We start from the raw sequence: 14,516 nt of genomic DNA, 5'->3' as shown, positions 1-14,516 counted from the left end.
ACCGGGAGTCACATCGTGGCATCAGTTTCGCGCCGGATCGCATTGGTGCTGGCGACCGTGGGGGCCGTCATCGCGAGCGTCGCGGTGCCGCTGACCCCGGCTTCGGCCGCCCGAGACGTCAACACCCCGGTGCTGCTCAGCCCCGCGAACGACCCGTCGACGCAGCTCAAGGACGTCATCCTCAAGTGGCAGCCCGTCGCCGGTGCCTCGCAGTACCAGGTCCAGGTCAGCCCCAACGGCGAATGGACGAACAACGCGGTCACGCTGCCGAACAACGGCGACGTCGTCGACCCGACGTTCGAGATGCCAGTGTCGTTGCCGAACGCGACCTACTACTGGCACGTGCGCGCGCAGGTCGGCGGCGTCTGGGGCAGGTATTCCGGCCAGTGGACGTTCGTCAAGGACTGGGTCTCCCCGATCACGATCCTCCAGCAGCCCTCGTCAGCGGACCCGACGATCAGCTGGGCGCCGGTGAAGGAGGCCTCGCTCTACCTGGTTCGCTACTGCCCGGGCGCGTGCGGGACCGGCACGATCGGCCTGCAGACCGGTGAGGTCGACTGCTACACCGCCGAGACCTCGGTCACCCCGTACACCGACGGGCTCGTGACCGCCACCGAGCCGAAGTCCGGGCCTGGAGCGCCGAAGGGTTGCGAGAGCGCGACGACCTTCTCGTTGGTCCAGGGACTGGTCTACGGCTGGGAGCTGATCGCGTACGACGACACCACGGCGGCCAGCATCGCCGCCGAGGACGCCCCCGGCGTCCAGCTCGACTGTGAGCAGGGCCAGCAGCCGCTGTGCGACACCGTCCGCTACTTCGGCCAGGCGTTCCAGTTCGAAGCGCCGGTCGCCGGCAACCCGGCTCGCGGTGCCACCGCGACCGGGCTCAAGACCACGTGGCACACCAGCGCGCTGCCGGGCAGCACCTGCGACGTCACGGCGACCTGCCCGATGACGCCGACGTTCTCCTGGAACCCGGTCCCCGGCGCCAACTACTACCTCGTCGACATCTACCGCGACCCGAACCTCACCAACGAGTACCAGCAGTACGCGACGTCGTGGCCGCATTTCACCCCGGCGCTCACGATGTTCGACGCGCAGGCGGGTCAGCCGTACTACTGGACCGTGACGCCCGGCACGTGCGAGGTCAGCGCGGCCGACCCGAGCTGCGCGAAGCCCGGGGAGACCGGGACGGACACCTGCCCGACCGCGGGCGGGACGAGCAAGCCGACCCTCGGCACCGACGCCGCTGACATCAAGGCCACCCCGCCCGGTCCCGAAGGTGACCAGTCGATGTTCGGCGGGAGCACGGCCACGATCACCCTGCTCGGTTCCGGAGTCCTCGCACCTGCCTGCGTCATCCCCACGGACGGTTTCGTCGATGAAAGCACCGTCGACGTGGGGTTCGGCGGGCTCATTACCTTCACTTATGAAGCGCCCGCGGCGGCCAACGAGGAAGTCACCTTCAAGGTGGTCAACCCGGACGGCGGGACCAGCAACTCCAGCGCCCCGCTGACGATCGTGGGCGGCGCGCAGATCTTCACCGGCGTCACGAGCGACCCGGTGACCTTCGCCAAGCGCAGCGGTCCGATCACGCTGACCTCGCCGGCCAACCACGCCGTGATCTCCGGGACCAGCCCGACGTTCAAGTGGCAGGACTTCATGACCTCCGGCGCGCTCGACTCCTACGACGCGCGGAACTACGAGCTCCAGGTCAGCCAGGACCACAACTTCGACTCGACGGTGCTCGACGAGAAGGACGTCGACCTCACCCAGTTCACGAACCCGACGACGCTGCTGTCCGATGGGTCGTACTACTGGCGCGTCGCCGCGATCGACGAAGCCGGCAAAGTCCTCACCTGGAGCACCATCTGGCAGCTCACGGTCAACGCGGTGGCACCCACGGTGTCGTTCCTGTCACCCGCCGGTGCCGCGGTGAACCAACCGCTCGTGATCCAGCTGAGCACGCCGCTGCGCGACCTGAACAGCCAAACGCTGAAGGTGGTCCCGCAGGGGGCACCGACCGCCAACGCGATCCGCGGCCGGATCGTCGAAGGCGCCTCGAACACGCTCTACAGCTTCATTCCCCACACGCCACTGGCGACCGGCGGCACCTACCAGCTGCGGTTGACCCAGACCGTGCTGGACACGAGTGGCGATCCGGCCGTCGTCAGCGGCAGCCCGATCCGGGTCAACCAGACCGCGCTCAACACCAGCGCCGGCTGGCAGTACAGCCGGGGCTGGACGAGGCACTCGGCGTCGAGCGCGCTCAGCGGGAGCTGGGTCCAGGCGAAAGCCGGTAGCATCGCGACGATCCAGGTGGCCGGTTCGGAGCTGGTGATCTACGGCTGCAAGGCGCCGCACATGGGCCGGCTGTCGATCAACATCGCCGGTCAGAACTTCACCGCGAGTGAGTTCCAGACGTTCACCCGCTGCGGGGAGATCCTCTGGCAGGGCGCGATTCCGGGCGGCATCCGGACGCTGACGCTGCGGTCGGCGAGCGGGATCGGCAACTTCGACGCGATCGCGGTCGACCCGAAGCCGGCCGGCAGCACCGGTCCGGTGTCCACGACCGGCTCGGGCGGCAGCCCGGTCTCGACGACCCCGACTAGCTGAGGGCGCTGATCGCCCGCAGGGCGAGCAGGTAGGACTCGACCCCGAACCCGGCGACGAGCCCGCGCGCGAGACCCGCGGTGTAGGAGGTGTGGCGGAACTCCTCGCGCGCCAACGGGTTCGACAGGTGCACCTCGACGAACGGGACGGCCAGCTGGGCGGCGGCGTCGCGGATGGCGACGCTGGTGTGGGTCCACGCCGCAGGGTTGAGCACGGCCGCATCGGCTCCCCCGCCGGCGATCTCGTGCAGCCAGCCGACGTACTCGGCCTCGTCGTCGGTCTGGCGGACCTCGACGTGCAGGCCGAGCTCAGCGGCGCACGCCTCGCACGCCGCGACCAGGTCCGCATGGGTCAGCGAGCCGTAGATCGCCGGCTCGCGCGTCCCCAGCTGCCCGAGGTTGGGTCCGTTGAGGACCAGCACCCGCTGTTTCATCACGCAGCAACCTCTCGGTAGGCGGCGTCGAGGAGGGACGGTTCCGGATTCTCGAGCATCATCGGCTTCGCGATCTCGTCGAGCACGACGAAGCGCAGCGTCGCTCCTCGCGACTTCTTGTCGATCCGCATCAGCTCGAGCAGCTCGGGCAGCGCGTCAGGCCGGTAGCTCGTCGGGAGCCCGAGCGCGGTGAGGATCACCTTGTGCCGCATGAGCGTCTCGTTGTCGATCATGCCGGCGGCGCGGGCGAGACCCGCCGCGAAGACCATCCCGATCGAGATGGCGTGACCGTGGGGCATGCGGTAGTCCTCGAGCCGCTCGATCGCATGACCGAGAGTGTGACCGTAGTTGAGGATCTCCCGGGGTCCGGTTTCGCGCAGGTCTCGTGAGACGACGTCGACCTTCACGGCGACGGCCCGCTCGATGAGCTCCGTCGCGAGGCCACCGGTGGGCAGCGCGGCCGCGGGCACGTCCGACTCGACGAGAGCGAGGATCTCCGGGTCGGCGATGAACCCCGCCTTGACCACCTCCGCCATCCCGTTCACCCACTGCTCGGGCGGCAGGCCGGCCAGGACGTCCAGATCGACGAGCACACCGGCCGGCGGGTGGAAGGCGCCCACGAGGTTCTTTCCGGCGGCGGTGTTGATGCCGGTCTTGCCGCCGATCGCGGCGTCGACCATCGCCAGCAAGGTGGTCGGCACCGAGACGAGCTTGACCCCCCGCAGCCAGGTTGCCGCCGCGAAGCCCGCAACGTCAGTCGTCGCGCCGCCTCCGACCGCGACGATCGCGTCGGAGCGGGTCAGGCGCATCCGGCCGAGGTCGTCCCACAACCCGGCCACCGTGATCAGCGACTTGCCACCCTCACCGGCCGGAATGGTGAGCGTCTCGACGCAGATGTCGTGGGCACCGAGTGCCGCAGCGACCGTCCCGGCGCGGCCGGCAACCGCCGGGTCGGTGATGAGTGCCACCGACGACGCGGCGCCGACCAACCCCGGGACCTGACCTTCCAGGCCGTGGCCGATGACGACGTCGTACGACGCGTCGCCGCCCACCCGCATGACCGTGGTCACGAGCTCACCGACAGGCCGCTCCGGGGCATCACAGCGCTGCCAGCACCGCTGCCGCGACGGCCTCGGTGTCCCGCCCGTCGGTGTCCACGGTCGCCGTCGCGACCTCGAGGTAGAGCGGCCGGCGCTCCGCCAGCATCGTCCTCAGCTGGGCGCGCGGGTTGCCGAGCAGCAGCGGGCGGTCGCGGTTGAGCCCGACCCTCGCCGCAGCGTCGGACAGGCCGACGTCGAGGAACACCACCCGGTGTCCGGCGAGGGACGCCCGGGTGCCGGCATCGAGCACCGCGCCGCCGCCGAGCGCGAGCACGCCGTCGTGTGCCTGTAGCGCGACCTGGACGGCGTCGCGCTCGAGATCGCGGAAGGCTGCTTCGCCGTGCTCGACGAACAGGTCGCTGATGGTCTGCCCGCTCGCCGTCTCGACGTCACGGTCGGTGTCCCGGAACGCCACCCCCGCGCGCTCGGCGACCAGCTGTCCCACGGTCGACTTCCCGGCGCCGGGCGGTCCGACGAGGACGACGAGCGGCGTCACCGAACCACCAGCGACGCCAGGTAGGCGTCCCGGTTGCGGCGAGTCTCCGCGACGGAGTCGCCGCCGAACTTCTCCACGGCGGCGTCGGCGAGCACGAGTGCCATCATCGCCTCGGCGACCACGCCGGCGGCGGGCACCGCGCAGACGTCCGAGCGCTGGTTGATCGCCTTGGCCGGTTCGCCGGTGGCGACGTCGACCGTCGCCAGGGCACGTGGCACGGTCGAGATCGGCTTCATGGCCGCCCGGACCCGCAGCAGCTCGCCGGTGGTCATGCCGCCCTCGGTGCCCCCCGCGCGGCCGGTCAGCCGCCGCAACCCGTCGGAGGTGGACTCGATCTCGTCGTGAGCCTGGCTCCCCCGCCGTCGAGCGCTGGTGAACCCGTCCCCGACCTCGACGCCCTTGATCGCCTGAATCCCCATCAGCGCTGCGGCCAGCCGGCCGTCGATGCGTCGGTCCCAGTGCGTGTGGCTGCCCAGGCCCGGCGGCAGCCCGTAGACGACGACCTCGACGACGCCGCCGAGGGTGTCTCCGTCGGCCTTCGCCGCGTCGATCTCCGCGACCATCGCGGCGCTCGCGGTCGCGTCGACGCAGCGCACCGGGTCCTTGTCGACGAGCGCCAGGTCGTCGGGACCGGGCACCACGCCGTCCGGAGCCGCCACGGATCCGATCGCCACGACATGGCTGAGCACCGTCACGTCGAGGGCCTGGGACAGGAACGCCCTCGCCACCGCGCCGAGCGCGACGCGGGCCGCCGTCTCGCGGGCGCTAGCCCGCTCGAGGACCGGCCGGGCGTCGGTGAAGGCGTACTTCTGCATGCCGACGAGGTCGGCGTGCCCTGGCCGCGGACGGGTCAGCGGTGCCCCTCTGCCGGTGCCGTCGAACGCCCCGTCCGGCACCGGGTCGGGCGCCATGACGACGTCCCACTTCGGCCATTCGGAGTTGCCCACCCGGATCGCGATCGGCGAACCGATCGTCAGCCCGTGGCGTACCCCACCGAGCAGCTCGACCTCGTCCTGCTCGAACGACATGCGCGCGCCGCGACCGTACCCGGCACGGCGGCGGAGCAGCTCGTGCGCGATGTCGTCGCTGGTGACCGCCGTGCCAGCGGGCAGCCCCTCGAGCACACCGACCAAGGCGGGTCCGTGCGACTCTCCAGCCGTCAGCCAGCGCAGCATGGGTACATTCTGCCTGGCCGCGGCCAGGGACCTTCGGACGCCGAGCGGGTCAGACCGGGTGGGACACCCCAGGACGCAGGTCGAACGGCGTCGCGTCGCCGACCTGCACCGTCACTCCCCCGCTCTGGATGCCGAGCAGCGAGAACTCCTCGTCGAACACGGTCCCCTGCACCGAGGTCGGGCTCGGCGCGGTCACGTCGAACTGGAACTTCTTGCCGTGCGCGTAGCCGACGGCGAACACCGCGTCCGACGAACCGTTGACCTTGACCAGCTCGATCCAGATCGGCGGTCCGTAGCTCGACGGCACCGACGTCGGCACGCCGCCGCCGCTGGCGCCACCGCTCGGGAAGCTGAAGCCACCGGACCCGCCGCTCACGTCGGCACTGCCGAGACTGGATGCGGCCTGCGTGGGAGCGACGATCAGCGCCTTGAACGGGTCGCGGGCGAGCACGACGTGAGTCTTCTTGGGCAGCTTCGTCCCGGCGGTCGCGCTGCCGCCACCGGCGGCGGACGTGCTCGTCGAGGACGGTGACGGGCTCGCCAGCGTCGTGGGAGGCGTCCCGTGCGGCACCGGCCCGAGGTCGTTGTCGGAGCTCCCGCCACCGCCGTGCAGCAACAGGAATCCGACGACCAGCACGAGCACGAGGGCCGCGGCCCCACCGATGATGAACAGCCTGCGACGGTCGTCGCCCGCGGGCTCGTCGAAGTCCGGGTAGGGGGCGTCGCCAGCCGGCGCCGGAGGCAGCTGCGTGCCAGGGAGGATCGAGGGGTCGCTCATCCTGCGCTCCTAGCTCGTCGTCCCGGCGGCTGCGCCGGTCGTGCTCGGACCGGTCACGTCCGGGGCGCCGGCCGCCGTCGTCGCCGGGGTGCTCGGCGGCGTAGCCAATGTCTCGGTGGTTGACGTCGAGGTTGGGGTGGTCGTCGGGGTGAAGAAGACGTCCCCGGACAGGGCCACGCCGACCGATCCCGGTGGCGCAACCTTGTTGGCAGGCTCCGCCGGGCCCTGACACGGGGTGCCGACTCCTGACGACACCTCCGGACACACTGAGAAGCTGGTGACGAGCATCGCGCGCGGCAGGTGCTCGATCGCGTTGAAGAACGACTCGACGTTGGCGTAGGAGCCGATGACCGACAGCGCGACGGGCAGCTCGTCCAGCGACCCCGCCGCTGCCGGCGCCGCCGAGCCCAACGTCGAACTGGTCGTCGCGGCAGCCGTCGCGCTGACCGGCGCGACCGAGCCGGGCGCGATCGACACGAGCTCCACGTCAGCGTGCTGCGCCGCGGCGGTCAGCTGCCGGACCAGCGTCGGCTCCGCCGTGCTGTCCGGGATCTCCGTCGAGAATTTCTGAAGCGCCAGCTGCTGCTGCGGCAGCTCCTTCTGCTCAGACTGCAACGCCGAGATCTGGGTCAGCAGCAGGTTGTTGGCCGACACCTGGGTGGCGGTCTGCGCGTTGAGATCGGAGACCTTCGACTTCTGCGGCTTGACGACGAGCACCCAGCCGGCCAGCAGCACGACGAGCGCGGTCACGACACCGATGACCAGCCAGCGCCTGGTGGGCGTCATGAGCTACCCGCCGTCTGCACGAAGCGACCCGACAGCAGGTTCGACATGAGCTCCGCCGAGGAGGCGAACGTCACGTAGCCCCGCGTCCCGGCCGCGGACTCGGTCGAGGAGGTGAACAGCGGGCTGTAGAACCCGCGCTCCTTGGCCAGCGCATCGAGCCAGGTCGCCACGTCGTCGTGGCGCAACCCGACGTTGCCGAAGGTGATCGTGCCGATCTGAACCGGAGCCGAGCCGGCCGCCGGCGGGGCGGTGCCCGGCGTCGTCGATTCGGTGACCGCCAGCGAGGTCAGGAACACGTTGCTCGGCATCCGCAGGGAGAGGTCGTTCAGCACGTAGGACCAGCGAACCTCCTGGCCCATCGCCTCAGCCAGCAGTCCCTGCTTGGCTTGCACGTCCGCGAACGTCTGCTGGACCGAGGCGAGACTGGCCAGCTTCGACTGCAGCGACGTCTGCTCCTGCTGCGCCTGGTCGAGCGAGCTCTGCGCCGAGCTGACGCCGCTGTGGGCGTGCAGGTAGAGGAGCACCACGATCGCGAGCGCGAGCACGACGCACAGCCCGGAAGCGAGCTGGACCTGACGAAGCCGCGCGCCCTCGGCGATCTCCGGGGGCATCAGGTTCACCCGCGGCATCGCTCCGCTGGCGACGGGACGGGTGGCCTCGGGGGCAGCGACCGTCATGATGCCATCCCGAGCGCCAGGCCGACCGGTACGACGATCTGCGGCTCGACGTACTGGAGCTGGTCCGGCGAGAGGCCGGTCTTGCCGATGCGCAGGGCCGCCATCGCGGCACCCGGCTGGACCGGCAGGCGACTCGCCGCGGCGAGCCGCTGCGCGAGGCCGGTGAGGCGGGCGCCGCCGCCGGAGAGCACGACACGCTGCAACGGGACGGACCCGGGCTGGGCCAGGTAGTAGTCCAAGGACCCGCGCACCTCCTCGACGAAGGAGCTCGCGGTGGCTTCGATCACCCGAGCCGCAGGGTGGTCGGTCGCGACCTCGCCGCGCACCGGCGACATGCCGAGCTGCTGCTTGACCCCCACGGCCTGCTCGAAGGGCACCCCGAGGCGGTCGCTGACCGCGTCGGTGATGTTGTCGCCGCCCATGAGCAGGATCCGGACGAAGCGCGGCACGCCGTTCTGGTGGACGACGATGTTGGTGACCTTCGCGCCGACGTCCACGAGCGCCTCCGTGCCGCGGTTGCCCATCGTGCCGGTCTCGTCGACCAGCCCGAGGGCGCGAAGCACGGCGAACGGCGTGAGGTCGATGTGGACGGTCTGCAGTCCTGCCTTGCTGACCGCGTCCAGGGTCGAGCCGATCATGTCGCGTGAGGCAGCGACGAGGAGCACCCGCAGCGACCGGCTGCCGTCCTCCCCCGAGACGGTCTCGATCGGGTGGTAGTCGAGGATCGCCTGCTCGACCGGGATCGGGATGAAGTCCTGGACCTGCAGCGCCAGTGACTTGCGCAGCTCGGCTTCCGGCATCCACGGCAGGTCGACCTGACGGACGATGACCTTCTGGTTGGCGACGCCGAGCACGACCCGCTTCGTCGAGAACTTCGCAGTCGACCAAAGGTGGCTGATCGCCTCGGCGACCGTGTTGGCGTCGATCACCTCGCCGTCACGGACCGCACCGACCGGCAGCGCAACCTGACCGAAACGCTGAAGCGTCGCCGGCCCACGACCGAACGCCAGCTCGGCCGCTCGGACACCGGAGGTACCGATGTCGAGGCCGACCGCTGCGCCTGCCACTGCGTACCGCCTTCCCGTGCCCCGGGTGCCGCACGAGGCGCGCCGCGAGACGTTTCTGGTGTGACGTCTGGTGCTGAACTCCAAAGACGGGATCGGTACGTATTGGCTCGGCCTTAAGCGAGGTGGGCCGACGGATTGCGCCGGACGGCCTACGGACCCGCGCAGATGCGCGTCAGTGGGTCAACGAGTGGGTGTAGGAGTGCGCCAGCGGGTGCCCGGCGTAGATCCCGATCAGCACGCCGACCAGCATGAACGGCCCGAACGGCACCTGCGTCTTGCGGCCACCACCACGGGCGAGCACGACGGCGACGCTGACGACCGCGCCGACCAGGAACGCCGCGAACGCGCCCACCACGAGCTGACCCCAGCCCAGCCACGCCAGATAGAGGCCCAGCACACCCGCCAGCTTGACGTCACCCAGCCCCATCCCGGCCGGGTAGATGAACCAGACAATTCCGTAGAAACCGAACAATGCGGCCATGCCGATCAGCGCCCGCGCGTAGTCGCCGCCACCGCCGCCGCTGCCCAGGCCCGCCGCCAGGCCGAGCAGCGCCGCAGCGACGACGTACGACGGCAGCGTGAGCGGGTCGGGAAGCCGCTTGTGGTCGAAGTCGATGACCGCGAGCGCCACCCCGACCGCCGCGAGGTACAGGAACGCGACGACGTCGACGTGGGCACCGAACCGGACCGCGAACGCGACGAACAGCGCGCAGGTGGCGAGCTCGACGGCCGGATAGCGCCAGGCGATCTGCGCCCGGCAGTGCCGGCAGCGCCCGCGTAGGACCAGCCAGGACACCACCGGCACGTTGTCGCGCGGCGCGATCTCGGCGTCGCAGGACGGGCAGTGCGAGGGGGGTGACACGACGGACTCCCCGCGGGGCACCCGCCAGATCACGACGTTGAGGAACGAGCCGATCGCCAGCCCCAACAGGCCGAGCAGCACGACCGCGACGACAGGCACGCGGGCGAGACTAGTGCGCTGTGCCGGCTACTTCGGGGCGCCTTCGACGAACTCCAGCGGGTTCCACTCCGAGGCGGCCAGATCGGCCAGGTGCGGCGGGGCGAGCGTCACCAGTCGCTGGTCGTAGTTGTAGTCCTTGAGGTAGCCGCTCTGGCTGGTCGAACAGCCGGTGCAGCCCACCGGACCTCGGAAGCGCTGGATCATGCCGCCGTCGACGGTGAGGACGCCGAGCTGCGGGCCGGAACCCCAGTCCTCGACCAGGAACGAGCCCTGCGAGGCCACGATCGCCGCGTCGATCTCGAGGTTGGTGCGCGCCGATCCTGCGTTGCCCGCGTTGGTCGGGCAGTACCCGCCCGAGCTGCGGCCGGACCCGCACTTGGTGAGCGGGTGGTAGACCTCGACGAAGTTGTTGGCGGACAGACCGAGCACGTCCGTGCCGTTGGTGTCGGCCGAGGGCGGGGCCGAGTTGGAGTTCGAAGGGATCCCTGAGTCGAGGTTGGTGGCCGTCGGGTTGCTGTTGCTGCCCACGTAACGGATGCTGTCGGTGATGTAGATGTTGTTCGTCGAGGCAATCGTGAGCTGGCCTTTGAGCCACCCCTGGACGAACACGTCGCCGTTGGCGCAACTCGACGAGTTCCCGGTCGCCAGGCCGGTCGGCTGGCCCGTCGTGTTGGTGTCGCCGCTGGCGGGGAAGCCGGCGAGGCCGGTCGGGTAGCTGCTGCACGTGGCGGGTGACTGGCTCTCGTCGTAGATCACCTGTCCCGACGGGACGTTGACCGTCACGCCCGACGTCCACGAGTGGGTGCCGCAGGCGCCGGTGTTCATCCCGCTCGGCGTCTCGGGACTCACCACGGTCATCGTGCCCGCGGCGTTGAGCGTGATCGAGGTCGGGCCCACGAACAGGCACCCCTGTCCACCCACCGACGGGTCCGCGTACTGCTCGAGCTGGTTGTTCGTCGACGGGAAGGTCAGGCTCTCGTAGAACGGCGCCTGGGCGAAGGTCGGGTGGCAGCTTGCGCCGTCCTCGCACTCCCAATACTGCTTCGACGGGTCCTGCCAAGCAGTACCGAAGGTGGACTGGAACGTCGGGCTGCCGCTGAACTGCATGACGTCGTTGCTGTAGACGGGGCCCTTCAGCACGTCACCAGACGTGAAGTAGATCGGCTGGCAGTAGGCATGGTTTGCGTCGGGTTGCTGCCGGTTCGCGTAGAGGTAGTTCTTGCACGCCGTCGTCAGCGCGCCGATCCCGCCGGAAGGCCATTCGCTCTGCGGGTACGTCACCGGCGACTGGGTCTCGTAGTCGGTGAAGTACATGTAGTCGAGGAACGAGGTCTTAGCCAGCTTCGCCGTCACGGTCCGGTCCACACCGTCGACGCGACCGGTCGACGTCAGCGTCAGCACGCCGGTCGTGTACTCCTGTGAGGTGTTGACGCTGTAGTGGAACGACGCATTTGACGCCGTTCCCGGCACCGGCGCCCAGCCCGTCATCGCCGCGTTCTTCGGGTCGTTGTTGCCCAGCGTGAAGTAGTTGCCGTTCGCCTGGAGTCGGGCGATGTAGTCGTCGACGCCGGAATCGGCCGCCTGGCCCGCCGCCGTGAAGTCCTGGTCGCGCTTTGCGCTCTTCTGACGTCCCGAGGCGAGCTCGAGTGCGGCCGTGACGAAGATGGTCATCACCAGCAGGGAGGCGATCACGGTCAGCATCGCCCACCCGCCATCGCGTCCCTCGGCGAGCCGGATGCGTTGTCTCAGCACGAGTTCCCCAGCAGTGTGACGCCCTGCCGCGACTGGACGAGATGGTTGACCAGGTCGACGGTCGTCGACGCCGTACTCGCCTGGACCTTGGCGCCCGGCGTGCCGTAGACGCTCAAGCTGATGTTGACCATCTCCACCTTGCCGATGTCGTCGTCGTTGTGCTGCTGGGCGAGCACCGGGTCGGGGTCGCTGCGCAGCAGCTTCGGCGAACCCACGAACGGCAGCGGCGAACCACTCACCTGCGACGGCGTCGGGGCGGCGTCGTAGGTGAACAGCGACGGGTCGCCGCTGGTGACGCCGCTCGCCAGCACGCGCGAGGTAGTGGCGCCGTAGGTGAACGGTGGGGTGCAGTTGGTGGCTGCGGTGCGCTGTTCGACCAGCTGGTTCGACGAGTTGATGAAGAACCGGATCTTCGACGGACCTTTGCCCGTCGTGTCGTAGGCGTAGAACGACAGGTCGCTCGGTCCCGCCGAAATGATCGCGTCCGGCGCGACCCCGCTCACGACCGGCGGCACCGTGGCGGTCTGCAGCGCCTTCGCCATGGCGTCGACCGCCACCTGCACACCGTTGAGGTCGCTCGCTCGAGCCGACGTGCTGCGGAAGAAGCCGAGCGTCGAGGTCATCGTCGCGACGACAGCTCCGGCGAGGATCCCGAACACGATGATCGAGACCAGCAGCTCGGGCAGAGTCATGCCCAAGTCCTGGCGGGCAGAGTTGCGGCGGATCATGACGACAGCGTCACCGTCTTGGTCGCCCCCATCGTCGGGGTCACCGACGTCGCCGTCGTCGCGGCGTGCGTCGTCGAGCCGGACTTGAGCGACCAGCTGAACGATCCGTACGGGATGGAAAGGGCGACGCCGAGCGAGCCATTGATCGTCTTGCCGGTCCAGGTGTAGGTGTCCGTGCACCCGCCGCTCGTGTCGGACGCCGTGATCGTCGCGTTGGTCATGGTCACCGGCGTACCCGACCGGCTGAACACGAACGTCGCCGATGCGAGCGGGATCGTGATCGTGCCCGTGCCGCCCGGGGCGGGCTGCGAGCTCGTCGCGACCGTGTTGCTCTTGTTGGCGTCGGTGCACGTTCCCGCGAAGCCGTTGTACGAGCCCCCCGTCGTCCCGGTGAACGGGAAGACCGGCGACTTCGTGACCGGCGAGCCGCCGTTGCCGACAACCGTCGCCGAACCACCCGGCCAGCCGGTCTGCAACACGGTGTACTTGAAGCCGCTCGGCGCCGGCGGGTACGCGCTGAAGCTGCACACCGCGGGCCCGGTGCATGACGGCATCACGGTGAGCGACGCCGGCTGGTCGTAGAGGATGCGAACCACGGGCACGATGCCCGGCTGCGACTGCCCGTCCTGCTCCACGTGGTCGGTCACGCCCGAGACGTCGACGTAGCCGGCTGTGTTGACCTCGACCTTGTACAGCCCCGGTGCGAGCTGAGCGAAGACGGCGCAGCCGTAGGAGTCGGTCTCCTCGGAGACCGTGGCGCCACCCGCCACCGGCGTGACCTTGACCGTCTGGTCGGCCAGTGGCCCCAGGGACCCCGTTACGAGCTGGATGGGCAGCGTGATCGTGTCGGCGGACAGCACGTTCGCCGGCGGCGTCACCACGGTGTCATCGGTGACCGGCGCGGTCCCTCCCGGCCAGGTGACCGAAACGGCCACTCGTTGGTAGGCGACAGAGCCCTGCAAGGCACCGGTCGCGCAGTCGTTGCCGGCCTGCCCGAGGCTGGTCCAGTTGGTGTCCTGGGTGATGGTGTAGGTCGTGGAGCCGACCGTGGTGGTCGTGATCGTGCGGCCGATGGGATCGGTCACGCTGTTCTTCACCTGCTCGCGGACCAGGTCGACCCGCTGCTGAGCGATGGTGGCGGCCTGCACCCGCTGCCGGTTCGTGCGGCTGAGCTTCCCCGTCATCGTGAGCGCCCCGACGACCGCCAGCGCGCCGAGCGCGAACACCACGAGCGCGGCGATGACCTCGACCAGCGTGAACCCGGCGGAGGGCAGGGTCGAGTGGCGGCGTTGCTCCAACCGCCTGATCACGCCTGGGCTATCGGCACCTGCCAACCGTGATTTGAACGGAGCAGCGCAGATTAGATCGAATGGAGTAGCGGGGCGCCGTTTCCCGCAGCGGGGCTGGCTACGGGTTGCTGACGCTCCCGCCAGGTAGGCCCGTGGTGACGTCCGGGCAGCCGGTCGAGCCATAGGGCTGCAACCCGCCACCTTCGCTGTCGTAGTACCAGGTGTGCGAGTTGCTGCTGTTCATCGCGGACAGGCAGTAGCCGCTCACGCCGTCGTAGTCGACGACGGTGAGGGTGATGTTCTTGCTCGGGAAGATGTTGGGCTCGTCCAGGCGGACGTTGGCGATCGAGGAGTACGTGCCGTAGTCGTTGAGGTAGATCTCCTCGAAGTTGGCGAGGTTGCGGAGGTCGCCCTTGGCGGTGGCATCGTCGGCCTTCGATCGCTGGTTGAGGAAGACCGGAATCGCGATCGCGGCGAGGACCGCGATGATGATCATCACGACGAGCAGCTCGATAAGGGTGAATCCCTCGTCGGTGTCGCTGACCCTTTGCTCGAGTGCGCGCATTTCACCGTCTCCCTTCGGTGTCCTAAATCTCGGACACCGCAATCCGGATCGTAATCCCCCGTCCGGCCTAATGCACGGAGGCCCGCGGCGTACGCCGCG

General features: G+C 69.6%; 14 protein-coding genes. 1 reads left to right on the top strand and 13 read right to left on the bottom strand.

What is annotated here, in order from left to right:
* Positions 1-15 precede the first annotated feature (15 nt).
* Positions 16-2,613 (top strand): DUF4962 domain-containing protein, encoded by a 2,598-nt coding sequence (locus tag VG899_06975; GenBank protein ID HWA66094.1) that lies wholly within the window; start codon positions 16-18, stop codon positions 2,611-2,613.
* Here VG899_06975 and aroQ read toward each other — a convergent pair.
* The 13 genes from aroQ to VG899_06910 form a co-directional block, all read right to left on the bottom strand.
* Positions 2,606-3,043: a type II 3-dehydroquinate dehydratase gene (aroQ, locus tag VG899_06970; GenBank protein HWA66093.1), complete on the bottom strand. Its 438-nt coding sequence runs from the start codon at positions 3,041-3,043 to the stop codon at positions 2,606-2,608. The two genes, VG899_06975 and aroQ, sit on opposite strands and share 8 nt — an antisense overlap.
* Positions 3,043-4,101, bottom strand: coding sequence for a 3-dehydroquinate synthase (gene aroB, locus VG899_06965; protein ID HWA66092.1), 1,059 nt, complete (start codon positions 4,099-4,101; stop codon positions 3,043-3,045). The genes aroQ and aroB overlap by 1 nt, the downstream gene beginning before the upstream one ends.
* A gap of 40 nt (positions 4,102-4,141) precedes the next feature.
* Positions 4,142-4,639, bottom strand: a complete 498-nt coding sequence (locus tag VG899_06960) for a shikimate kinase (protein HWA66091.1) — start codon at positions 4,637-4,639, stop codon at positions 4,142-4,144.
* The gene (gene aroC / locus VG899_06955) at positions 4,636-5,814 is read right to left on the bottom strand and encodes a chorismate synthase (GenBank protein ID HWA66090.1); all 1,179 of its coding nucleotides are present in this window, start codon (positions 5,812-5,814) and stop codon (positions 4,636-4,638) included. The genes VG899_06960 and aroC overlap by 4 nt, the downstream gene beginning before the upstream one ends.
* A 49-nt stretch (positions 5,815-5,863) precedes the next feature.
* Positions 5,864-6,592 carry a hypothetical protein gene (locus VG899_06950; GenBank protein HWA66089.1) on the bottom strand — a complete coding sequence of 243 codons (729 nt, stop codon included), beginning with the start codon at positions 6,590-6,592 and terminating at the stop codon, positions 5,864-5,866.
* Between the two features lie 9 nt (positions 6,593-6,601).
* Positions 6,602-7,378 (bottom strand): type 4a pilus biogenesis protein PilO, encoded by a 777-nt coding sequence (gene pilO / locus VG899_06945; GenBank protein ID HWA66088.1) that lies wholly within the window; start codon positions 7,376-7,378, stop codon positions 6,602-6,604.
* Positions 7,375-8,055 (bottom strand): PilN domain-containing protein, encoded by a 681-nt coding sequence (locus VG899_06940; protein HWA66087.1) that lies wholly within the window; start codon positions 8,053-8,055, stop codon positions 7,375-7,377. The genes pilO and VG899_06940 overlap by 4 nt, the downstream gene beginning before the upstream one ends.
* Entirely contained in the window at positions 8,052-9,122 is a 1,071-nt protein-coding gene (pilM, locus tag VG899_06935; protein ID HWA66086.1) for a type IV pilus assembly protein PilM, read from the bottom strand. Before pilM ends, VG899_06940 begins: the two co-directional genes overlap by 4 nt.
* Before the next feature lie 172 nt (positions 9,123-9,294).
* The gene (locus VG899_06930) at positions 9,295-10,083 is read right to left on the bottom strand and encodes a prepilin peptidase (protein ID HWA66085.1); all 789 of its coding nucleotides are present in this window, start codon (positions 10,081-10,083) and stop codon (positions 9,295-9,297) included.
* A gap of 27 nt (positions 10,084-10,110) precedes the next feature.
* On the bottom strand, positions 10,111-11,835 hold the full coding sequence (locus tag VG899_06925) for a hypothetical protein (protein ID HWA66084.1): 1,725 nt from the start codon (positions 11,833-11,835) through the stop codon (positions 10,111-10,113).
* A complete protein-coding gene (locus tag VG899_06920; protein HWA66083.1) occupies positions 11,829-12,563 on the bottom strand; it encodes a type II secretion system protein in 735 nt (244 codons plus the stop codon). Before VG899_06920 ends, VG899_06925 begins: the two co-directional genes overlap by 7 nt.
* Complete coding sequence (locus VG899_06915) at positions 12,560-13,873, bottom strand: prepilin-type N-terminal cleavage/methylation domain-containing protein (GenBank protein ID HWA66082.1); 1,314 nt, start codon at positions 13,871-13,873, stop codon at positions 12,560-12,562. Before VG899_06915 ends, VG899_06920 begins: the two co-directional genes overlap by 4 nt.
* Positions 13,874-13,970: 97 nt before the next feature.
* A complete protein-coding gene (locus VG899_06910; protein HWA66081.1) occupies positions 13,971-14,417 on the bottom strand; it encodes a prepilin-type N-terminal cleavage/methylation domain-containing protein in 447 nt (148 codons plus the stop codon).
* Positions 14,418-14,516: the final 99 nt, after the last annotated feature.

This window comes from Mycobacteriales bacterium, from assembly GCA_035550055.1.
Lineage (GTDB): Bacteria > Actinomycetota > Actinomycetes > JAFAQI01 > JAFAQI01 > DASZTV01.
Note: the sequence above shows the minus strand (reverse complement) of the source record. Positions and strands in the feature narration are given on the sequence as shown.